21 protein-coding genes are annotated in these 20,227 nt (G+C 63.0%); 10 read left to right on the top strand and 11 right to left on the bottom strand.

Features of this window, described 5'->3' with window-relative positions:
• Nucleotides 1-89 precede the first annotated feature (89 nt).
• Both CH290_RS18990 and CH290_RS18985 read left to right on the top strand, forming a co-directional pair.
• A complete protein-coding gene (locus CH290_RS18990) occupies nucleotides 90-1,133 on the top strand; it encodes a zinc-binding metallopeptidase family protein (RefSeq protein ID WP_026348104.1) in 1,044 nt (347 codons plus the stop codon).
• A 20-nt stretch (nucleotides 1,134-1,153) separates the two neighbouring features.
• Nucleotides 1,154-1,993, top strand: a complete 840-nt coding sequence (locus tag CH290_RS18985) for a GAF and ANTAR domain-containing protein (protein ID WP_052060125.1) — start codon at nucleotides 1,154-1,156, stop codon at nucleotides 1,991-1,993.
• A 10-nt stretch (nucleotides 1,994-2,003) separates the two neighbouring features.
• Here CH290_RS18985 and CH290_RS18980 read toward each other — a convergent pair whose 3' ends face one another.
• From CH290_RS18980 to CH290_RS18960, 5 genes are read right to left on the bottom strand one after another with little or no spacing between them, the layout of a single operon-like run.
• Complete coding sequence (locus tag CH290_RS18980; RefSeq protein WP_020112413.1) at nucleotides 2,004-3,278, bottom strand: EAL domain-containing protein; 1,275 nt, start codon at nucleotides 3,276-3,278, stop codon at nucleotides 2,004-2,006.
• 11 nt (nucleotides 3,279-3,289) lie between these two features.
• The gene (locus CH290_RS18975) at nucleotides 3,290-3,964 is read right to left on the bottom strand and encodes a class I SAM-dependent DNA methyltransferase (RefSeq protein WP_033189776.1); all 675 of its coding nucleotides are present in this window, start codon (nucleotides 3,962-3,964) and stop codon (nucleotides 3,290-3,292) included.
• Complete coding sequence (locus CH290_RS18970) at nucleotides 3,961-4,737, bottom strand: PIG-L deacetylase family protein (protein ID WP_019666905.1); 777 nt, start codon at nucleotides 4,735-4,737, stop codon at nucleotides 3,961-3,963. Before CH290_RS18970 ends, CH290_RS18975 begins: the two co-directional genes overlap by 4 nt.
• Nucleotides 4,731-5,693: an acyl-CoA dehydrogenase family protein gene (locus CH290_RS18965; protein WP_033189775.1), complete on the bottom strand. Its 963-nt coding sequence runs from the start codon at nucleotides 5,691-5,693 to the stop codon at nucleotides 4,731-4,733. Before CH290_RS18965 ends, CH290_RS18970 begins: the two co-directional genes overlap by 7 nt.
• On the bottom strand, nucleotides 5,690-6,397 hold the full coding sequence (locus CH290_RS18960; protein WP_371828327.1) for a glycosyltransferase family 2 protein: 708 nt from the start codon (nucleotides 6,395-6,397) through the stop codon (nucleotides 5,690-5,692). Before CH290_RS18960 ends, CH290_RS18965 begins: the two co-directional genes overlap by 4 nt.
• Before the next feature lie 224 nt (nucleotides 6,398-6,621).
• On the opposite strand from CH290_RS18960, the gene CH290_RS18955 reads away from it, so the two are divergent.
• From CH290_RS18955 to CH290_RS18925, 7 genes are all read left to right on the top strand, one after another.
• Nucleotides 6,622-7,152, top strand: a complete 531-nt coding sequence (locus CH290_RS18955) for a DUF6764 family protein (protein WP_019666902.1) — start codon at nucleotides 6,622-6,624, stop codon at nucleotides 7,150-7,152.
• A 16-nt stretch (nucleotides 7,153-7,168) separates the two neighbouring features.
• The gene (locus CH290_RS18950) at nucleotides 7,169-7,840 is read left to right on the top strand and encodes an HdeD family acid-resistance protein (protein WP_019666901.1); all 672 of its coding nucleotides are present in this window, start codon (nucleotides 7,169-7,171) and stop codon (nucleotides 7,838-7,840) included.
• Between the two features lie 133 nt (nucleotides 7,841-7,973).
• Nucleotides 7,974-8,864, top strand: a complete 891-nt coding sequence (locus CH290_RS18945; protein WP_033189774.1) for a L,D-transpeptidase — start codon at nucleotides 7,974-7,976, stop codon at nucleotides 8,862-8,864.
• A 112-nt stretch (nucleotides 8,865-8,976) separates the two neighbouring features.
• Nucleotides 8,977-9,885: a carbohydrate ABC transporter permease gene (locus tag CH290_RS18940; RefSeq protein WP_019666899.1), complete on the top strand. Its 909-nt coding sequence runs from the start codon at nucleotides 8,977-8,979 to the stop codon at nucleotides 9,883-9,885.
• Nucleotides 9,882-10,769, top strand: coding sequence for a carbohydrate ABC transporter permease (locus CH290_RS18935; protein WP_019666898.1), 888 nt, complete (start codon nucleotides 9,882-9,884; stop codon nucleotides 10,767-10,769). The genes CH290_RS18940 and CH290_RS18935 overlap by 4 nt, the downstream gene beginning before the upstream one ends.
• A gap of 31 nt (nucleotides 10,770-10,800) precedes the next feature.
• Nucleotides 10,801-12,120, top strand: coding sequence for an ABC transporter substrate-binding protein (locus CH290_RS18930; protein WP_020112408.1), 1,320 nt, complete (start codon nucleotides 10,801-10,803; stop codon nucleotides 12,118-12,120).
• A complete protein-coding gene (locus tag CH290_RS18925; protein ID WP_033189773.1) occupies nucleotides 12,120-13,226 on the top strand; it encodes an ABC transporter ATP-binding protein in 1,107 nt (368 codons plus the stop codon). Before CH290_RS18930 ends, CH290_RS18925 begins: the two co-directional genes overlap by 1 nt.
• 117 nt (nucleotides 13,227-13,343) lie before the next feature.
• Here the strand turns inward: CH290_RS18925 and CH290_RS18920 are convergent, their stop codons facing one another.
• Entirely contained in the window at nucleotides 13,344-13,802 is a 459-nt protein-coding gene (locus tag CH290_RS18920) for a phospholipase A2 (RefSeq protein ID WP_170947488.1), read from the bottom strand.
• Nucleotides 13,803-14,003: 201 nt separating this feature from the next.
• Between CH290_RS18920 and CH290_RS18915 the strand changes: the two genes are divergently transcribed.
• Nucleotides 14,004-14,531 carry a hypothetical protein gene (locus CH290_RS18915; protein WP_141216233.1) on the top strand — a complete coding sequence of 176 codons (528 nt, stop codon included), beginning with the start codon at nucleotides 14,004-14,006 and terminating at the stop codon, nucleotides 14,529-14,531.
• 16 nt (nucleotides 14,532-14,547) lie between these two features.
• Here the strand turns inward: CH290_RS18915 and CH290_RS18910 are convergent, their stop codons facing one another.
• The 5 genes from CH290_RS18910 to CH290_RS18890 all read right to left on the bottom strand — a co-directional run bounded on the left by CH290_RS18910 (nucleotide 14,548) and on the right by CH290_RS18890 (nucleotide 20,193).
• Nucleotides 14,548-15,603, bottom strand: coding sequence for a UbiA family prenyltransferase (locus CH290_RS18910; RefSeq protein ID WP_080748749.1), 1,056 nt, complete (start codon nucleotides 15,601-15,603; stop codon nucleotides 14,548-14,550).
• On the bottom strand, nucleotides 15,600-15,860 hold the full coding sequence (locus CH290_RS30000; RefSeq protein ID WP_141216232.1) for a hypothetical protein: 261 nt from the start codon (nucleotides 15,858-15,860) through the stop codon (nucleotides 15,600-15,602). The genes CH290_RS18910 and CH290_RS30000 overlap by 4 nt, the downstream gene beginning before the upstream one ends.
• A gap of 849 nt (nucleotides 15,861-16,709) precedes the next feature.
• Nucleotides 16,710-17,354 (bottom strand): hypothetical protein, encoded by a 645-nt coding sequence (locus CH290_RS18900; RefSeq protein WP_033189768.1) that lies wholly within the window; start codon nucleotides 17,352-17,354, stop codon nucleotides 16,710-16,712.
• Between the two features lie 211 nt (nucleotides 17,355-17,565).
• On the bottom strand, nucleotides 17,566-18,687 hold the full coding sequence (locus CH290_RS18895) for a UbiA family prenyltransferase (protein ID WP_080748748.1): 1,122 nt from the start codon (nucleotides 18,685-18,687) through the stop codon (nucleotides 17,566-17,568).
• A gap of 198 nt (nucleotides 18,688-18,885) precedes the next feature.
• Nucleotides 18,886-20,193: a cytochrome P450 gene (locus tag CH290_RS18890; protein ID WP_033189766.1), complete on the bottom strand. Its 1,308-nt coding sequence runs from the start codon at nucleotides 20,191-20,193 to the stop codon at nucleotides 18,886-18,888.
• Nucleotides 20,194-20,227: the final 34 nt, after the last annotated feature.

Genomic DNA, 20,227 nt, shown 5'->3' with positions numbered 1-20,227 from the left:
CCGAAACCGACGGGAAACCGTCATATTCGCAGTCGAGCATTGGTGGGCCTGAAGTCGACCAAGGCACCTGAGCAATGAAAGTCGGGATCATGCGTGCTTTGATCTGCCGCAAATGCGGTCAGAAACTCTCGTTCGAGAACTCGCTGTGCCTCAGCTGCCACAGTGCGCTGGGATTCCACCTTCCCACCCGCGCCCTGCTGCCGCTCCCGGACACGGACGGTGACGGCGCCGCCGAGATCGACATCACCACACCCGGCAGCGATGTCGATGTCACCTGGAAGGTGTGCGCCAACCTGAGCACGGCCAGGTGCAACTGGCTCGTCGACACCTCGACCGGCGAGGAACTCTGCTTCTCGTGCCGACTCACCAGGACGCGCCCCGCGGACGACGACGTCGACGCGATGGTCGCCTACGCCGACGCGGAGACGAACAAGCGTCGGGTCATCCTCGAGCTCACCGAGCTGGGTCTCCCGATCGACGGGCGTGACAAGGACCCGGAGACCGGTCTCGCCTTCGACCTGCTGTCGAGCGCCAACACGCAGGTGATGACCGGGCACGCCAACGGACTGGTGACGCTCGACCTGGCCGAGGGCGACGACGTCCACCGCGAACAGCTCCGAGTGTCGATGTCCGAGCCGTACCGCACTCTCGTCGGACACTTCCGGCACGAGATCGGCCATTACTTCCAGATGGTCCTCGTCGGAACGGGCGAACACCGACCGCGGTTCGAGGAACTGTTCGGCGACCCGGACACCGACTACCAGGCCGCCCTGGACCGGCACTACAACGAGGGTGCGCCGGAGAACTGGGAGGACGATTACGTCTCGTCCTACGCGACGATGCACCCGGCGGAGGACTGGGCCGAGACGTTCGCCCACTACCTGCACATTCGTGACACGCTCGACACCGCGGCAGCCTTCGGTATGGCCCCGGCCGGATCGACGCTGGACAGCCCACTACCGGGCGACGTCGGTTTCGACCAGATCGTGGAGTGGTGGCTACCGCTGTCCTGGGCGCTCAACCAGATCAACCGCTCGATGGGCCACCAGGATCTGTACCCGTTCGTGTTGCCGCCCACAGTGCTGGACAAAATGCGATACGTGCACCAGCTCATCGCGCCCAGCGAACTCTGAGTCGTAAAATCTCGGCGGAGGTGGTTCTCATCAGTGAGCAGGTTCTCGGCGCGGACGTCACCACGACGACCGGAGCCGACTTCGATCTGAGTCAGCGCCTGGCGGCGGTGGCCAGGGAACTTCGCCGCGAGCACGGAGACCCCGACCGGACACTGGCGGCCATCACCGAATCGGCCGTCATGAACGTCCCGGCCGCCGAAGCAGCGAGCATCACGACGGTGCTCCGCGGCAAATTCGTCCACAGCGCCGCACTGACCGGTGACCTCGCCGGTCAGTGCGACGCAATTCAGCAGCAGATCGGCGAAGGGCCGTGCCTGGAGTCGGCCGTCGAGCAGCGGACCATCCGGATCGACGACATGGATTCCGACCGACGCTGGCCACGGTTCGCTGCCGCCGCGTCGGCGCTGGGAGTGCGCAGCATGATCTGCTTCCAGCTGTACGTCGAGGGCTACAACTTCGGTGCGCTCAACCTGCACTCCACCCGTCACGACGCGTTCGGGGAGGACGCCGAGTCGATCGGCTCGCTGTTCGCCGCGCACGCTGCCATCGCGTTCTCCAGCGCCAAGGAGGAACAGCAGATTCGTGCCGCGCTGACCTCACGCGACATCATCGGCCAGGCCAAGGGCATGCTGATGGAGCGCTACAAGTTGGGTGCTCAGGAGGCGTTCGCGCTGCTCTCCAGGCTCTCGCAGGAGACCAACACGCGTCTGGCCGAACTGGCGGGCAAGGTCGTCGCCGACGCCGAGAGCTACGCCGGAGTGGAGCCTGCAGGAACGACCAGGAAGAGGGCCGTGGAGCCTGCAGGAACGACCAGGAAGAGGGCCGTGGAGCCAGGAGCGAAAAAGAAGGCCGAAGGCTGATCGGTATCGGTCAGAGCCCGGTACGTTCCACCGGAAGCCGCAGCAGCAGACTTCGCGCGCAGTCGACCGTCAGCTGCGGGTCGTGGCTCAGGACGTAGGAGAATCGCCGGTTCATGTCCGGTCCGGTATCTCCCATGTCCTTGGCCGCCAGTACCGCCGAGAAGTGCGGCGACAGCACCACCACCACCCATTCGAGCCGTACCGGGTCGTCGGGGTCGAGGTCTGCTCCGCGCACGCGCGGCGCGGGCTCGGGATCGATGCCCGCGGCGAGTGCGCCGACGAGGGCTGCCCTCGTCGCCATGACCTCCCAGCGACGCGCGGTCAGCGGCGTGAAATGTTCCCGGCTCTCGAACGAGCCGAGGATGACGGCGGTCTGCAGGCTCTGGCCGGCAATGGACTCCAGCCCCTTGCTGACCTCCACCAGAAGACGCTTGGTCGACGGCTTGGAATCGCGTCCCGCCGCGGCCAGTTGGTACGGCGAGGAACGTGGAAGCGAGCCGCGCTCGGGTGACGTGCGGAAATCCAACGGTGACAGTCGCTTCGACGGCTCCACCGGAACGGGGTTCTGCTCGGTGAAGAACCGGCCCTGCCCGACGCGTGCGCCCAGCGCGATGGCGGTCCCGACGGCGTCCTCGGTGTCGATTCCTTCCGCCATGACGATCGCGCCCGTGCGTTCGGTGTACGCGGCGACGGCGTTGACGACGCGGGCGGTGAACCGGCTCGGACGTTGGGTGATCAAGCTGCGATCGAGTTTGACCACGTCGGGTTCGAGGAGCGGCAGCAGTGCCAGCGATTCCGGCTTCACACCGACATGGTCGACGGCGATTGCCCATCCGAGCTTGCGGACGTCGGCCACCGCGCGCAGCAACTGCGCGGGTCGACGAATGAGTGAGGTCTCGTCCAGCTGCAGGACGGCGGAACCTGCGTCGACGTCTCCGCGGTCGGGGAGGTACGGCAGTGTGTCCGGGTCGATGGCGATGAACAGCGGCAGACCCTGAAGCGAATCGAGGCGTGCGGCACCCTCGACGGCGCCGGCCCAGCGAACGAGGTCGAGGTCGACGGTCATGTCCATCGCCCGCGCCGCGGACGCGAGGGCCGCAGGCTCGCGGAACGCCGAATCCTCGGGTCCCATGACGATGGCTTCGTAACCGATCACCTCACGGGTCATCAGGTCGACGATGGGGGCGAAGTCGGTGTGCAGACTGTCCGGTCCGAGCAGATCCTCGAGTGCGCCGCCGCGATAGGTGCGCGTCGCGGTCTCACCGCTGGTCATTCTGTCGCTCATCTCAGTCCCACTCATATCAAACCCTCACGTCGTGCGACCGATTCCGGTCTTCCGGTCGGCTCCGCCGACTCGCTCCGTGCGGACGACTCCGCAGCGAACACTTCGAGTATCACATCTTCGTCGACGTAACCGCCCATACGGACCAGTCCGTCGGTGGCTCCGATGGCGTCGTGCACCTGGTCACCGGTCTGTGGATAGTCTGCGACGAGGTGTCGCCAGTGCACCGCGAGGAGCGTGCCTCCCGGCTCGAGATGCGCCACTGCCTGGCCCAGGGCAGCGCGTAGGTCAGCAGGGCCGAGGTAGTACCCGACCTCGCTGAGCACGATCAGATCGAACGGGCCGATCTCGTCGAACTCGTCCCACGAGTCCGTGAGCGACCATTCGCGCAACTGCACCCGGCCGCCGGACTCGCCGGTGCGCGCGTCGAGACGAGCCCTGGTGGTCTCCAGCGCCGAGGCGACGATGTCGGTGGACGTCAGGTCGTCGCAGCGGCTGGACAGCTTCTCGGTCAGTATTCCGACGGAACAGCCCGGTTCGAGCGCGCGGCGATATCGCGGTTCGGTCAGCGCAGCCAACGTCAGAGCGTATTTACGCTCCTCGTACCAGTTGTCGCCCAGCCGGAACGGATCGACGTTGCCGTCGTAGACGTCGTCGAAATAGTCCTTCTGCAGAGTGCCGTCCGTCATGCGAACACCACCTCCTCGGATCGAAGCAAACGCGCCAGAATGTGCGGCGGAAGTACCGCCCGGTCGGCGGGATCGTCCGACAGATCCTGGATCTGAGACGTGAACCGGTGTGCCGCGGCTTTTTTCGCCTGGGCAGTGCGATCGTCCAGAGTGATCCCCAGCGCGCGACCCCAGGGAACCTCGGGATGATCCGGCCACGCCCAGTGCCACATCCACACCGGGTACTCGAGCACCGCGATCCCGACGCGTCTCGACGCCGTCAGGCATGCCCGCGCCGTCGCCTCGTGATCGGGATGACGATCGCCGCGCCACGGCGTCAGGCACCAGGTGCCCTGTCCACCGGACAACAGCTCGGTGAGCGCCCGCGCGAGCTCGTCCTCGTGCGCGGCGACGTCGCCGTCGGGAAAGCCGAGCCGGATCGGGTCGACGTCGAGACCGAGTTCGGTCAGAGCGCGCCTCGCTTCACGCGGCCGCTCGTCGATCAGTTGCGCCTCGGACATCGTCGGAGACCCGGGATGCGACGCGCCGCCGTCGGTGACGGCCACGACGGACACCCGGATGCCCGACGCGGCGGCGAGCGACATCAGGCCACCGACACCGAGCACTTCGTCGTCAGGATGGGGCGCGACGACGATCATCTCGCGGCATCGACCGAGATCGAGCGGCGGAAACGACGGTGTCCATTGCTGCCACACCTCGAGCGGTGTGCCCGGGTCGACGGTGTCGAACGTTCTGGTTTCCTGCGTGTCGGTGTGTTCGGCGGCGGCTACCATGGCGACTCTTCCTTCGCGATCTCCTGGCCCAGCGCTGCGAGATCGCGCTCGGCATGGCTCTGGCGTAGAAAAACGGTCAGATCGGCGACGCGGCGTGCATGCTCACCGTTAGCGCACAGCGGGGCGGCGCCCAGCGCGCGGCCCACGCGGTCGATGGTGTCGGTAGCGGCGCTCTCGACGATCGCGCGGACGGTCCGTGCCCTGGTGCTGCCGCGGGCCTCGGAGTCGGTCGGATCGGCGTCGATCTCCGCAGCGGCGGTGGTCAACGCGGCCGACGCGGCACCGAGCGATGCCGCCACGGCGCCGAGATGAGCCATGGTGTGCGGATCGGAGCTCGACTGCGCTGCCGCGTGCAACGTGTCGGCGACAGCGCAGGCACTGCCGAACCACACCGCTGCCACGCCGAGCCCACCATGCCAGAAGCCCGGGCGTTCGACATACGACCCGACTTCGCCGACGGGAACTGCGTGTGCACCGTCAAAACGCACTGTCCCGGAATCGCTTCGAGACATCCCGACGGCGTGCCACGTGTTGGGAATCGGCGAGCACCAGTCCTGGGTCATATCGACGGCGAACAACCGCGATCGATCTCCGACGCGGGCGGTGACGAGGGCATTCGTGACGATATGAGCGCCCGAGCACCACGGTTTGACGCCGGTGAGCTTCCACCCGTTCTTGCCCTGCGCCGCCTCGAGCACCGGCGACGGTGGTTCCGCCGCCCAGACACCCCAGATCTGCCCGCGGCTCGGAGCAGGGCCGCCCAGTTCGGCGAGAATGGCCACTGCGTCGGCGTGGCCCTCGGCCAGACGCCCGAGAACCGTGTCCTCGCGGCCGAGCCCGGCGAGCGCCAACCAGCGAGTGTCGGTGAAACCCGAACCGGGGAGCGGCATTCCAGGTGCCTCGTCGGCGACGAATCGCTTGAGACGCTCGACGAGCGAGCTACCGTCGACCGTCATCGGGCGATGGCCAATTCGAGATCCTGCAGGTGAGCGGCAAACCCGTCGGGTGCCCGGCCGGAGCGCCTCGACGACGTCAGCACGGGCGAATCGCACGAGTACAGAACCGGTACGCCCGCGCGTTCGACCCGAGCCATCAGGTCGACGTCCTCGCCGGTGGTCAGTGCGCCGAATCCGCCGACGGTCCAGTACAAATCCGCGCGCAGTCCGAGATTGGTGCCGTGCACGTGGCGATGGCCGGACGTGTGGCGGTAGCCGGCGTCGTACACCAGAGTCAACGCGGGCGAATCCAGCTCGGTGACGACGGTCCCCGCCACGGCGTGCGCACCCTGCGCTGCGTGAGCGAGGTGCGATGAGATCCACTCCAGTCCGACGGTGCTGTCGGCGTCGGTCGTCGCGAACCAGGTGTTGTCCTGTGCTCGGCCTGCTGGTCCGGTGGCCGACAGGAAACCGGCTGCGCGGGCTGCTCCGACGTTGCGTCGCGCGACGGTGAGGACGGTCGCGTCGACCTTGTCGGCCCACGTCGCGGCGATATCGGCGGACGTGTCGGTGCAGGAATCGAGAACCACGACGAGGTCGACGTCGATGTCGACCTGCTCACACGACCTGACCAGCGCAGACAGGCACGAGTCCAGAAGTGCTTCCTCGTTGTGAACCGGCACAACCACCACAGCGCGCTCGATCGGCGCTTGCTTGTCGAACACTTCGACCCCCATCCGCGGAAGCCGTTCCGTCCCCATACGAGAGAACAGGCCCCGGGCCGCGGTGACCAGGGGCAACGATTCGTACAGGCGTCGGAGGCGGCATTGTGTGAGCCGCCGGTGGCTCGACGGAGAACTGACGGGTCGGATAGACCCGCTAGATGGTCCCCCGTAGTGGCACAATCCAAACATACGATCTCCGATCACGCTCACAGAAAGGTGCTCCGGTGGCAGGGTTCGGCGGATACGGGCGATATCGATCGACAGCGCTGCTCACGGGCTGCGTACTCGCTGGAGCAGCGGTGGCTCTCGTGTCGCCGTCGCACGCGTCGGCCGCCGAGTTGTCGTGCACAGCGCGACCCGGCGTCGACACCGTCGTCGTGGACGGCACCGCTGCGTGCGGATCGACCGTCGACGAGTTCTCCCGCGCTCTCGCACACGCACTCGACGCAGTGTCTTTCGCCCGCGCCGACGCGGGCGGATCCGCGCTGTCCGTCGCCCGGTCCGGTGGGGTGGCCGCCGCGGAAACGACGGCGGGCACCGTCGGCGCCGTGTCGATCGGCGGGGACTCCGTGTCGATCGTCTCTCCCGATCCAGGCGCTCTCGCGTTTGCGTTGTCGCTGACGAGGGGACAGACGTTCGTCGGAACAGTTGCCGAAGGCGTCAGCTGCCAGGCGGGCGCCGGATTCGCCGTCAACCTCAGCACCGGCCAGATCTGTGTTTCCGACGGGTCCACCACCTGGACCTCGATGCCGTGAGGCGTCGACAACCGTTATGTACCGCGATGAACGAGGGAGAACCGACGTGACCACCGAGCCTTCGGGACGCTACGAATTCTCTGAACGCGACGGGGCCGATGCGTTGCTGAGGATCGGCAAGGACTTGTGGTGGGCGGTGCTGCTCAGGGGCATCGTCGCCGTGATCTTCGGCATCGTGGCCCTCGTGTGGCCCGGCGTCACCGTCTGGGCACTCGTCGTCGTCTTCGGTGCCTACGCGATCGTCGACGGCATCTCCGCGATCATCCGAGCCGTCCAGTCGCGCCGCGTCGAATCCGGATGGGTGTGGTGGCTGCTCGGCGGCGTCGTCTCGCTCGTCGCCGGAATCGTGGCGTTCGTCTGGCCGGGCATCACCGCACTCGCAGCTGTTTTCGTCATCGGTATCTGGGCGATCATGGGTGGAATTCTCGAAATAGCCGGATCCATCCGCCTGCGAAAGGTCGCAGGCACATCGCCGGGCGCATCTCACTGGGGAATGCTTCTGTTCGCCGGCATCGTCGAGCTCCTGTTCGGCCTCGTACTGGTGTTCTCCCCGGTCAGCGGCATTCTGAGCATCGTGTGGTTGATCGGCGTATTCGCGGTACTGTTCGGCGTCCTGTTCGTCGTATCTGCATTTCAAGTACGGTCGGCGGCGAAGAAAGCGGGACTCCTCGGTCAGCCTGCCGAATGACCGTGCAGTCACCGCGACGATTGGCACTCGGTGGTACGGGTGTGTGTTAATTGCGGCGAGGACGTCGCGCGCCGGCACAGCACGGGCGCCCAGCAGAAGCCTGCACAGCACAGAAGGATGGATCGGAATACTCATGGCATTTCGTCGGACTGTCACACGCATCTCTCTGACAGCGGTGATCGCGGCCGTCGGTGCGGCCACCCTGGTATCGCCCGCCACCGCAGCGCCGTTGTGGCCCGGCGGCCCCGAAATCCCCGGCGTCGGATCATCCGATCAGGTTCTTCCTGTTGTTCCTGAACCGCAGATCCAGCGCCTCGCGCCCGCCAACTTCTCCGATCCGTCGATCACGCCCAACGGCGAGGTCGTCGGAGTCGCGCAGCCCATCGCCATTCGGTTCAACGAGGCCATTGCGGACCGCGGCGCCGCCGAGGCCGCCATTCGGATCACCACGAGTCCATCCGTCGACGGCCACTTCTACTGGATCAACGACACCCAGGTGCGGTGGTTGCCCAACGAGTTCTACCCGGCGCACACCCAGGTGACCGTCGAGGCCGGCGGTTCACGCGCGGACTTCTCCACCGGCGACTCGGTGATCACCACAGCCGACGACGCCACCAAGACCATCACCGTCACCCGCAACGGTGAGGTCGTCAGGACCATGCCCACCTCGTTCGGCAAGCCCGGTCACGAGACACCGAACGGCACCTACATCGTCGGCGAACGTGTCCGCGAGATGTACATGGACTCCTCGACCTACGGAGTGCCGGTGGATTCCCCCGAGGGATACCGCACCTACGTCGAGTACGCCACACGTATTTCGTACAGCGGCATCTTCGTCCACGCAGCGCCGTGGTCGGTGGAGTCCCAGGGTTACGAGAACGTCAGCCACGGCTGCCTCAACGTGAGCACCGAGGACGGCAAGTGGTTCTTCGAGAACTCGCAGAAGGGTGACCCCGTCGTCGTCACCGGCACGGCAGGCGGCACCCTCAGCGGCTCCGACGGCCTGGGGGACTGGAACCGTTAGCCCCCCACAGTGGGTTGTTTTCTTTTCGACGACCGACTGAGTTAGGGATTCGTTCACCAACCGTTCTCGGTAGGTGAGCACAGTCCCCGCAGTGAGTACTACAACGGAACGAGTGCTGCCCACAGCACGCCGGAAATCGTTCTTCGGCAGACCGTGGAGTGATTACGCACTCTTCCTGATTCTGCTGGGGCCCAACCTGGCCCTGCTGGTGGTGTTCACCTACCGGCCGCTCGTCGAGAATTTCCAGTTCAGCTTCTACGACTGGAATCTGTCCTCGCCTACGTCGACGTTCATCGGATTCGCGAACTATCGAGAATGGTTCTCGCGGGACGACACGTGGACCATCGTGTCCAACACCGTCATCTTCACCATTGCCGCCGTCGTCGGTTCACTGGTACTCGGCCTGGTGCTGGCCATACTTCTGGACCGAAAGCTACGGGGCCGCAATTTCGTTCGGTCTGCCGTGTTCGCGCCGTTCGTGATCTCCGGCGCGGCGATCGGTATCGCCTTCCAGTTCGTGTTCGACCCCAACTTCGGCCTGGTGCAGGATCTGCTGCAGCGCATCGGATTCTCGTCACCGGACTTCTATCAGGACCCCACGTGGGCACTGTTCATGATCACGGTGACCTACCTGTGGAAGAACCTCGGTTACACCTTCGTCATCTACCTCGCCGCGCTGCAGGGGACACGCAAGGAGTTGATGGAGGCCGCCGAGATCGACCGCGCGTCGAAGTGGACGACGTTTCGCAAAGTTCTGCTGCCGCAACTGCGTCCGACGACGTTCTTCCTGTCCATCACCGTGCTCCTGAACTCGCTGCAGGTCTTCGACATCATCAACGTCATGACCCGAGGTGGGCCGCTCGGCAACGGCACCACGACGATGGTCTTCCAGGTGTACGAGGAGACTTTCCGCAACTTCCGAGCGGGTTACGGTGCGACGGTCGCGACGATCATGTTCGTGATCCTCCTGATCGTCACGCTCGTGCAGGTTCGCATCATGGATCGAGACGATCAGCGATGACCGTGACATCGAAACCCGACACCTCCCAGGCGCCTCGTAGCGCACCGAAGGATCCACAGCGTCAGCGCAGCCTGTCGACGGTGTTCGGTTACATTGCAATGGTTCTCGTGCTGTTGATGATCGGGCTGCCGCTGTTCTGGATCCTCGTCACCTCGTTCAAGGAACGCGGCGACATCTACGTCCAACCCGTCACCTGGTGGCCGGGTTCCTTCCGGCCGGAGAACTACACCGAGGCGACGACGGAGGTTCCGTTCTTCACGTACCTGCGCAACTCGGTGATCATCACCAGTGTCGTGGCATCGATCAAGTTCGTTCTCGGCGTTCTCAGTGCATACGGCTTGGTGTTCCTGCGCTTCCCCGGCAAGAACATCGTGTTCCTGGTGATCATCGCCGCCCTCATGGTGCCCAATCAGATCACCGTCATCTCCAACTACTCGCTGATCTCCGAGTTGGGATGGCGAAACACGTTCCAGGGCATCATTATCCCGCTTGCCGGCGTCGCCTTCGGGACCTTCCTGATGCGCAATCACTTTCTGTCGCTGCCCGCCGAGATCATCGAAGCGGCACGAATGGACGGAGCAGGCCCTTTCCGGCTGCTGTTCCGGGTGGTGCTCCCACTTTCCGGACCGACCATGGTGGCGTTCGCGATCATCACGATCGTGAACGAGTGGAACGAGTACCTCTGGCCGTTCCTGATGTCCGACGATTCGTCCGTCGCACCGCTACCGGTGGGCCTGACGCTGCTGCAGAACAGTGAGGGATACACCAACTGGGGCGCAGTGATGGCGGCGACCATCCTGACCATCCTTCCGATTCTCGTCGTTTTCCTTGCCCTGCAACGCCACATGATCAAAGGCCTCACCTCCGGTGCGGTCAAAGGTTGATTCGCTCTACCTCGTCAGGAGAAAGAAACACATGGCCAACATCAATCGCCGCGGATTCCTCACGCTCACCGGTGCAGCGGCCGCTGCCGCCGCCCTGGCTGCGTGCAGCAGCCCGGGAACCAGCTCGTCCGGATCCGAAGGATCGGGCGACGCGAACACCATCAACTTCTGGTCCAGCCACCCCGGCAAGTCGCAGGAGTTCGAGCGCGAGCTCATCTCCCGCTTCCAGGCCGAGAACCCCGGTCTGACGGTCAATCTCATCGATGGTGGCAAGAACTACGAGGAAGTGGCGCAGAAGTTCAACGCCTCGCTGTCCGGCAACGACGTCCCCGACGTGGTGGTCCTCTCCGACGTGTGGTGGTTCAACTTCGCGCTCACCGGCGCTATCGAGCCGCTCGATCAACACTTCTCCGCCGCGGGTGTGGATTCCAGCGACTACGTCGATTCTCTTCTTGCGGACTACAACTGGAACGGCAACCACTGGGCGCTGCCGTACGCACGCTCGACCCCGCTGTTCTACTACAACAAGGACGTCTGGGCGCAGGCGGGACTTCCGGATCGCGGACCGGCCAGCTGGCAGGAATTCGACGAGTGGGGCCCGCGCATCCAAGCCGTCGTCGGGGGTGGCAAGCTGGCCCACGGCTGGGGCAATGCGGTGGACTACCTGGGGTGGACATTCGAGGGCCCCATCTGGACGTTCGGCGGTGCGTACTCCGACGGCTTCACCCTGAAGTTCGACGACCCCAACACCCTTGCCGCCGGCCAGTTCCTCAAGGACATGATCCACACCAAGAAGTACGCGGCCGTCTCCAACGACATCGCCAACGACTTCGGTGCGGGAATCATCGCGTCGACGATCGCGTCCACCGGCGACCTGTCCGGCATCACCCAGAACGCGGCGTTCGACTTCGGCACGGCATTCCTGCCTGCAGCCGACGGACAACCGGGCTGCCCGACGGGTGGAGCCGGCCTCGCCATCCCGTCGAAGATCTCGGAGGAGCGCAAGGTCAATGCGCTGAAGTTCATCGACTTCTTCACCAATGCAGCGAGTACGTCGTACTTCTCGCAGAACACCGGGTACATGCCGGTCCGTAAGTCCGCGCAGGAGGATCCGAGCGAGATCGAGTTCCTCGCCGCCAACCCGAACGCCAAGACGGCCGTCGACCAGCTCGCTCGGACGCGGTCGCAGGACTACGCACGTGTCTTCGTTCCCGGTGGTGACAAGATCATCGGTACGGGCCTCGAGCAGATCGCACTGCAGAATGCCGATGTCGCAACGACGTTCGCCGGTGTTCAGGATCAGCTGCAGCAGATCATCGACCGCCAGATCACCCCGAACCTCCCGTCGTAATGGCAGGGGTTCACTACGCGGGCGTATCGCACCGCTACCCGGGGGCGGACACGCTGGCCGTCGACTCGCTCGAACTCGATATCGCCGACGGTGAATTCATTGTTCTCGTCGGCCCGTCGGGGTGCGGCAAGTCGACGAGCCTGCGGATGCTGGCCGGTCTGGAATCGGTCGAGAGCGGCCACATCGACATCGGCGGCGTCGACGTCACGTCGCTCGCTCCTCGTGAGCGGGACGTGGCGATGGTGTTCCAGAACTACGCGCTGTACCCCAACATGACCGTCGGGGACAACATGGGTTTCGCGCTCCGCAACGCCGGAATGAGCAAGGCGGACACAGCTGCTCGTGTGCTCGACGCGGCGAGGATGCTGGAACTCGAGCCCCTGCTGAACCGTAAACCCGGCAAGCTGTCGGGTGGTCAGCGTCAGCGGGTGGCGATGGGCCGTGCGATCGTCCGGCAGCCCAAGGTGTTCTGCATGGACGAGCCGCTGTCCAACCTCGACGCCAAACTGCGCGTCAGTACCCGGGCGCAGATCGCCGGATTGCAGAAGCGGCTCGGCACCACGACGGTGTACGTGACGCACGATCAGGTCGAGGCCATGACGATGGGTGACCGAGTCGCGGTACTGCAGGCAGGCAAGTTGCAGCAGATCGCGTCGCCGCGGGAGCTGTACGACAACCCCGTCAACACGTTCGTCGCGTCGTTCATCGGCTCGCCCGGGATGAACCTGATCGACGCCCCGGTCGTCGACGGCGCCGCCGTGCTCGGCGACGTGTGCATCCCTGCTCCCACGCAGGATCCCCGCGTGACGGTCGGAATCCGGCCGGAATCGTGGAGCTTGCGGGAACGATCATCGGCGCAGTCGTGGGATCTCGTCGGGAAGGGTGTTGGAGCTGTTGCGGTGGCGGTCGAACTGATCGAGGAGCTGGGCGCCGAGTCGTTCCTGTACGGCGCTCCACCGCTCGGTTCGGACTGGAGCACGCAGTCCGGCCGGGTGTCGGTACGCGTCGACCGCCGGTTGTCCGTCGGGTTGGCCGAGACCGTTCTGCTCGTCCCGAAGCTCGACGAGGTGTTCTTCTTCTCCGCTACGACGGGTGATCGGCTGTAGCGGGCTGCCCCAGATCCACCGGCAGCGACGCCCAGCCGTGCAGGACTCGGGTGTCGCGGCGAACTCCCTCACCTGCGAGCCGCAGGTGAGGGAGTTCGCCGAACACATCTGGAATCGTCAGTTGAGACGTGGGTTGTTGAAGTACGGTCCGCCGAACTGACGTACACCCGCGTAGTAGGTCTGAGCTAACGCCCCGCATTGCCCGCGTTGAAACGCAAGGAACCAAGCCGAGTATTGGTTGTTGCACCACAAGCTCATTCTGTTGACGAAATTGACGTCGCAGGCCTGGCGCCCCTTTTCGCCAGGCCCGTACCACATGTCGTCGTAACAGTAGTCGTGGCTGTCACAGGCAGACTTGAAATTGAAATAAACTGGTTTAGTGCCACTGTCAGGCGAGAATGTGCAGCCATTTGGCCGGTAGCCAGCTGGTACCGCAGAGGCCGTGGGGGTGAGCAGGACGGCGAAACCGACGCTCATCAGCAGCGCGATGAACAGTATCGAACTTCGACGGAGAAACACCGCGAGCGTGCGCGTGGACGTCGCATCGACTCGATCTGGTGGGGTGGCACTGTCCATTCGTTCTCCTTTGCCGGGCTGCTGGGTTGCAGTGTGGCGAAAGTGAAGCACTCCATGCCACTGGTGCGCTATATGGCGTTCGAATGACAGTGGAGGGTGAACTGGCTTCCGCGGATTCGAGCTGTACATCGTCGACACAATTGTCGAATTCTGGTGATTCGAGTGCCCACTTGGGCGATTGTTGTGGTGTATCTTTTCGGCATGGATGAGGGGGTCGTGGCGATAGTCGTCGCCATTGTTGCATTCTTATCGACGATGGCGGTGACCTTCACCGGTGCCTGGATTGCGCGTCGCGACCGCCGTGCAAACCTAGAGCGCGATATTCAGGTGTTGAAAGCCCTATGCGATCTAGGCGGCAACACCGAGAAGCTTGCGCGCTTGGTCCATCGGCAGATCGAGGATATTGGTGTCGAATTAGCTGTCCGGCAGAAGTATTCGCGTTTGATAGCGTCGGCGGCGTTCATCGTGATCCTGACGGTGTCGGCTATCGCCGCGGGTCTGTCGGTGCCGAGTAGTGAGATGCGGTCGGTCACTGTTACGGCACTGGTGTTGGCCGTGATGGTTCTCGTAGGCGTCTCCGTTGTGCAATACGGACAGTGTCGCCACAGTCGCATCGCCGCACGTGGCGAGTACCGGCAGCGCGATCTGGCAATCGAAGGGACTCAGGGCATCCACTCCTCCGAACCACCGCACCTAGCATCTGTTGACAGCGTCGCGTTGGAGTCATGACGCTTCACTGTGTCAATCAAAGTGCGCTGCTCGGCGTCGAAGTCGACAGGACTCCGTGAGTTGCTATCAGCAAGTACGTCGCGACCGCAGTACTTACGAGAATGACGAACGCAATCCACGGCGTGGTGGCGAATGTGGACGCCGAGGCCATTGCTGCCAGGAGATTGAGAAAGGCATGCGGTGGACGCGTGACCCTCAGGCGGCCCGTCAGCGGGTCGAAATCTGCTCCCAACTTGGACGGAGCACCGACGGTGCGAATTCCATTCGACGATATCCGTGCTACGTCGATAAGCGCGCAAACGGAGAAACCGAGTGCCATCCATGTCGTCACGGCAGTTGCACCGTCTGACAACACAAAGACGGTGGCTGCTGTCAGCGCGGTCAGCGATAGTTGCAGAGCCGCCAGAACAGCCAGGTATCGGAAAGTGAACTCAACTCCGTAGCGTGTGGATGCAGATGGACGAACTCCAAGCGCTAATGCAGTGGTGCGGCTCTCGGCTTCGAGGTCGGTTTCGAGATCTTTCAGATTCCCGGCGAAAACGTTCAGGATCGTGAAATTCAGCCCCAGAATCAAAGACAATAGGACATCTCGAAATTCACTTCGGTCGTCCAGCATCCCCAGGGTTATCCAGAGCGGTAGCCCCATGGTGAAGCCGTACAGAAAGTCCATGGCCAACGGGTGGATGCGACTGGCCGTCTTCTGGTGGACGTTTCCGTACGTGACCAGTGAGACCAAAACGAGTACCAGAGTCTGTTGTGCAATACCGTCAACCGCCAGAATCGCAGTGGCCGTCAGGACGGTTACTTCGATCATCAGCCAGCATCGTGCGGTAGTTCTCGATAATTCGCCTGTCAGCAGCGGCTGCTGTGTACGGCGTGGATCGAGGCGGTCGGAATCCATGTCGGCCAAGTTGTTCAGTTGGCAGATGTATGCGTGGAAAAAGAACCCCCACAGCACGATACCGATCCAGGCCGAGATTGCCGGTTGTGCGATGAGAAGGCCGCAGGTCAAGGGCAGCGATGTCGACAGGAATGCTCTGGCTCGACTAGCGCGTAGAAAAAGGCCGATCATGTTCTCTTTCTCCGTGTTTCGGCTTGTGAGTAGCGCACAAAGCGGCGGGCGGTGGAGAGAATGAGCACCGTGACCAGAAGGGCCAGCGCAAGGTAGACAATGGGACCGCTCTCTTGGAGCTGCTGCCGGACTGGGTCAAGGTAGTGCTTGAAATACTTTGCAGCGGTGATATAGCCGGTCATTACAGCAAGATTGCCGGTCACGTTGACCGTACTGACCAGCAGAGCTGACGTGCGAGACAGTCCGATTGCTGCCATGACAGGCGTTGCCGAGTAGACGGCGGATATGGCAAGAAGCCACCGAGAATCTAGCCGGCGGCGAAGAGCTTCTACGCGACAACCGACTACAGGTGCGACCCCGAGCGCGAACACTCTCGCGAAGAAGAACACCGATAGGTCCAGTGCGACTCTGCTGACAGTAGCAACGAGAACCAGAACCGCAACCTTTACAGTAGACGAGTCTGTCCATGCAATGAGGACAGTGTCCCAAGTAGGCCGGGCGAAGACGTACAGCAGAGACACCTGGCCCACTCCAGAAGGTAAGAAGAGGAGTGCAGATATTCGGGCGGCGCTCAGTCCTACGATCGTTACCGTCAAGCACGCGCGAATTGCTGTCATGATCGACGAGGTTCACGAACAAGCGTTGCGCGTTCTCCGCCGTCCACAAAAGATACCTCTACGAAGCCCGACCTCACGTACGCTTCGAACGTCCGCGTGTTGCGGACAGCCACCACGCATACGAGCCGATAACCGTATCGGTCGGCGTAGCGGACGAGCTCGAGGCAGAGATCGCGGGCTCTCCCCTGGCGGTCTGTAGAATTCGGCGCACATAAGTTGAAGATGAACAAGCCGGGAACATCATCGACGGATTCGCGAGGGAGCTTGATCCTGCTTCGCCGATGAGCGCTCAACCGCCTGATTCCGACGAATGGGCCGGATTTGTCGTCGCGTAAGTAAAAGTGTGGCCAGACGAGGAGTTCGGTGGCCGACTTCACGATTCCGAGGCATCCTGCCCGCTCGAACGCGCGAGTAAGCGCGCGCACACGGAGAATATATGACGTGACGTCTGCGCGGCGCAGATCGGTGGAGACAATAGTGGATCGAAAGCTACGCACCGGTCGGCTCTGCGATTCTTACGGTGCACAACGACTCTCGCGCTTCAGCGAGGCCGAGAAGAGTGCGGAAGCCGACCGATCGAGCACCGACTATGGCTGTCTCGAAGAACGATCGAGCGAGGATCAGCGAGGTGCGCACGCTCCCTGATCGGTAGGCTGCGTCAGCCAGTTCAGCACCGGAAAGCTCACCGGAGAGCGGCCACGCCCCGACACCGAGACCTCGTGTCAGCGTCAGCCTGACAGGAATGGAAGAAATTCCGTTGTCGTAGTCTTCGGCCATGTCCGCCACATCGTCCATCAGCTGAAGGCCCGCACAGTACGACATGAAAGCATCCAGTACGGCGTCACGACTGCGCTCGTTCATCGAGTGAAGCGCGAGGTGTGTAGGAAGCGATACAGGTGCGGATTTCCAGCTGAGCATCGTGATGTCGTCACCGGTGATCGGGGCGAGCGAGCGGTTGGACTTCCATTCCCACACCTGCGCAACCGAGTACTGGCGGTAGTAGATCGGATGCATTTTCTGCACCGCGACACTGTCGAAAGTGCGACCTAGGCGTTCGATGTACAACCGAAGAAACTCGGGCGCCGCAAGGACCAATGCGTGGTCGACGAATCGATCGTCGAGAAGGCGGTCCATGCAAGAGAAGTATGCGTGTCCGAGCGCAAGTGTGGTCGCTAGATCTCGACACTGCTCCAGAGATATGCTGCCCGATTCGAGTCCACACGCGATCGGGAAATGGAAGAAACCACTGTTGACGCCGAACAACTTAAGATCGTTTCCGGGGCGGATGTACTGAACTACCTCAGGAAGCTCAGCACTCACCAGGGTGAGCGCAGTCTCGGCGACGTCATGTGCCGAGCACCGGCTCCCTGCTATTGTCATCCAATCCTGATCGGTTCGTGTCATATCGGAGAAGCCTCTGAATGTAGTAGAAGAATAGGACCGATCCCGCCCCTGCCAGTCCGAGCGTCAAGGGGGTCGCCAAGACCGAACTCGAGCACACCGCAAACAACATATAGAACGCGTACTTGGGTCGCTTGATGTCGCCGGTAGCCATACCGTACCTTCGGAGATTTCGAATGTGCCCGAAGAAGAGACAACAACCAGCTGCGCAAGCAATGCCGGTGCATACCGACACAATCATCGGCCAGCCCGTACGAGTGGCCGGATCCATCACGGAAGTGGCGATGCCGGCCGTCGACGCTACTTGCAGCGTAGCGGCAACGAACAGGAACTTTCGTGTCAGCATGATTCGACCGTGGTCGTCGACTGTGCATCCCAATGCATGTGCAGTAGTGCGTGACCCAGCGTTCCGGTCGGCGTGGAAGTCTTTGAAATTTCCGGCGACCAGGTTGAGTAAACTGACAACGAAGCCGAAGCCTGCGATAGCGGCGATGCGTTCTGGTGACATATGGGACCCGAACAGGCCGGACGCGGCAGCCAGGAGCAGAGCCATCGTCAGCCCGTACGTCAAATCCATGGCTAGAGGATGCACGCGTAAGGACGTCTTTTGAAAAGTGTTTCCGTAGATGGTCAAAACGAGCGCCGCCAGCGCCAGAATCTGAGACTGGAGTGTAATCGGGGCAATGAACAACGCTACGACAAGAATGATCAGGTCTGCAAGGACCCAGTACGTGGCTTGCAGCGGACTGACAGCGCCTGAGACCAATGGGCTCAGTGAGCGCTGAGGATTTGCACTGTCGCTGGCGATATCAGCGAGATCATTGACCTTGCAGGACATTAGGTAGAACAGTGTGACCCAGCCAGAGGCTGCACACACCGCAAGCACCGGTGAAGCCGGGTCGATCCACAACACGCAGGGGATCGCGTGCGCCCACGCGATCCCTGACCGTCCGATTCGCAGATAGCTCCGCATGGATGTCATTCGCCGAAGCGCCGTCCAGTGCGACCGGCAACAATTACCAGCCGTCGGCACCGTCCATTCGTGCAGATCGGCGATTGAGATCATGGCCTGACCGAGTACTGACCTCGACGATGTCCGCTGCGCTTCGCTCGAGGAGTTGAAGGCTGTAATTCTGGTCCGGTGTAGTTTCGTCGGTCATCGGTATCCCCCATCGAATGTAGCCGAACTCGGTCGACTCGGTTGTCGTAGATACAGGAGAGTAGCTCAGATGGCTTTCGATGCAACTAATTCGAACGCATGACACTACGGGTGATCAGCTGTCGCAGGTTCTCCCAGATCCACCGGTAAGGACGCCCAGCCGTGCAGGACTCGGGTGTCGCGGCGAATGCCCTCACCTGCGAGCCGCAGGTGGGGGAATCTGTCGAACAACGTCTTCAGGCCCACTTCGGTTTCGGCTCTGGCCAGCGACGCCCCGAGGCAGTAGTGGCGGCCGCCGGAGAACGAGAGATGCTTGTTCGCATTCGCTCGGGTGACGTCGAACGTGTATGGATCGTCGAACACATTGGGGTCTCGGTTCGCGCCGGCGAGGACGAGAATCACCAGCGCGCCTTCCGAGACCGGCACTCCTTCGATCGTTACGTCGTGCTTTGCCATCCGTGCGGTCAGCTGAACGGGTGATTCGAGGCGAAGCATCTCGTCCACGGCCGTCGGCCAGTGCGACGGGTCGTTGCGCAGAATTTCGAGTTGGTTCGGGTTGTCGAGCAGGAGCCGGATCCCGCTGCCGAGTAGGTTCACGGTTGTTTCGAAGCCCGCTGCGAGTACGAGGCCCGCCGTTGCCCGCAGTTCCTCGTCGTCGAGTCCGACGCCGTCGTCCTCGGCCCTGATCAGCTGGCTCATCAGGTCGTCACCGGGGTTGCGCCGTAGTTCGGCAAGGTGATCGTCGAGCCATGCGTCGAACTGTGCCAGGCCGTCCTCGACGCGGTTGAACTGCTCCCAGGACAGCCCGATGTCCAGGCTCGGGGCGGCCATCTCCCCGAACTCAAGAACCCGCTGTCGATCTTTCGCCGGAACTCCGAGGATGGTGCTGATGACCGCCACGGGCAACTGCGCACAGTACTCACTGACGATATCGACGTTCGGCGGCCCGGAGACCAACTCGTCGAGCAGAACGTTTGCCTTGTCCTGCACCATTTCTCGCATCCGCGCGACAGCTCGCGGGGTGAAGACCGAGGTCACGAGCTTGCGGTAGCGCGTGTGCTCGGGTGGTTCCACCGATAGCAACGACGGCGGCTTCAAGGGGTGTAGTGCTGTACTGCGGGTCTTTCGTTCGATCCAGCGCAGCGGGGCAGGAAGATTGGCGCCGATCTCGGTGACTCGGAGGTCGTCCGAGCGCAGCAGGTCGTGGACCACGCGGTGGGTGACCGTGATGTTGGAGATTCGCGTCTTGACGAGGGGACCGGTGGCGCGAATCTTCTCGAACACCTGCCGCGGATTCGCGCGGGTCTCCGGATCGACAACCAGCTTGGCCTGCAGGTCACCGGCCTTGGCGGCCTTCTTGGCCCCGTACCGCACGAGACCGTGTGCTGCGATCCACCTGATTCTGTTCTTCACGTCGTCCCCCTCCGTTGTGAGTGGAAATGTAGGC

The organism is Rhodococcus sp. 06-156-4 (assembly GCF_002259345.1).
Classification (GTDB): domain Bacteria; phylum Actinomycetota; class Actinomycetes; order Mycobacteriales; family Mycobacteriaceae; genus Rhodococcoides; species Rhodococcoides fascians_E.
Note: the sequence above shows the minus strand (reverse complement) of the source record. Positions and strands in the feature narration are given on the sequence as shown.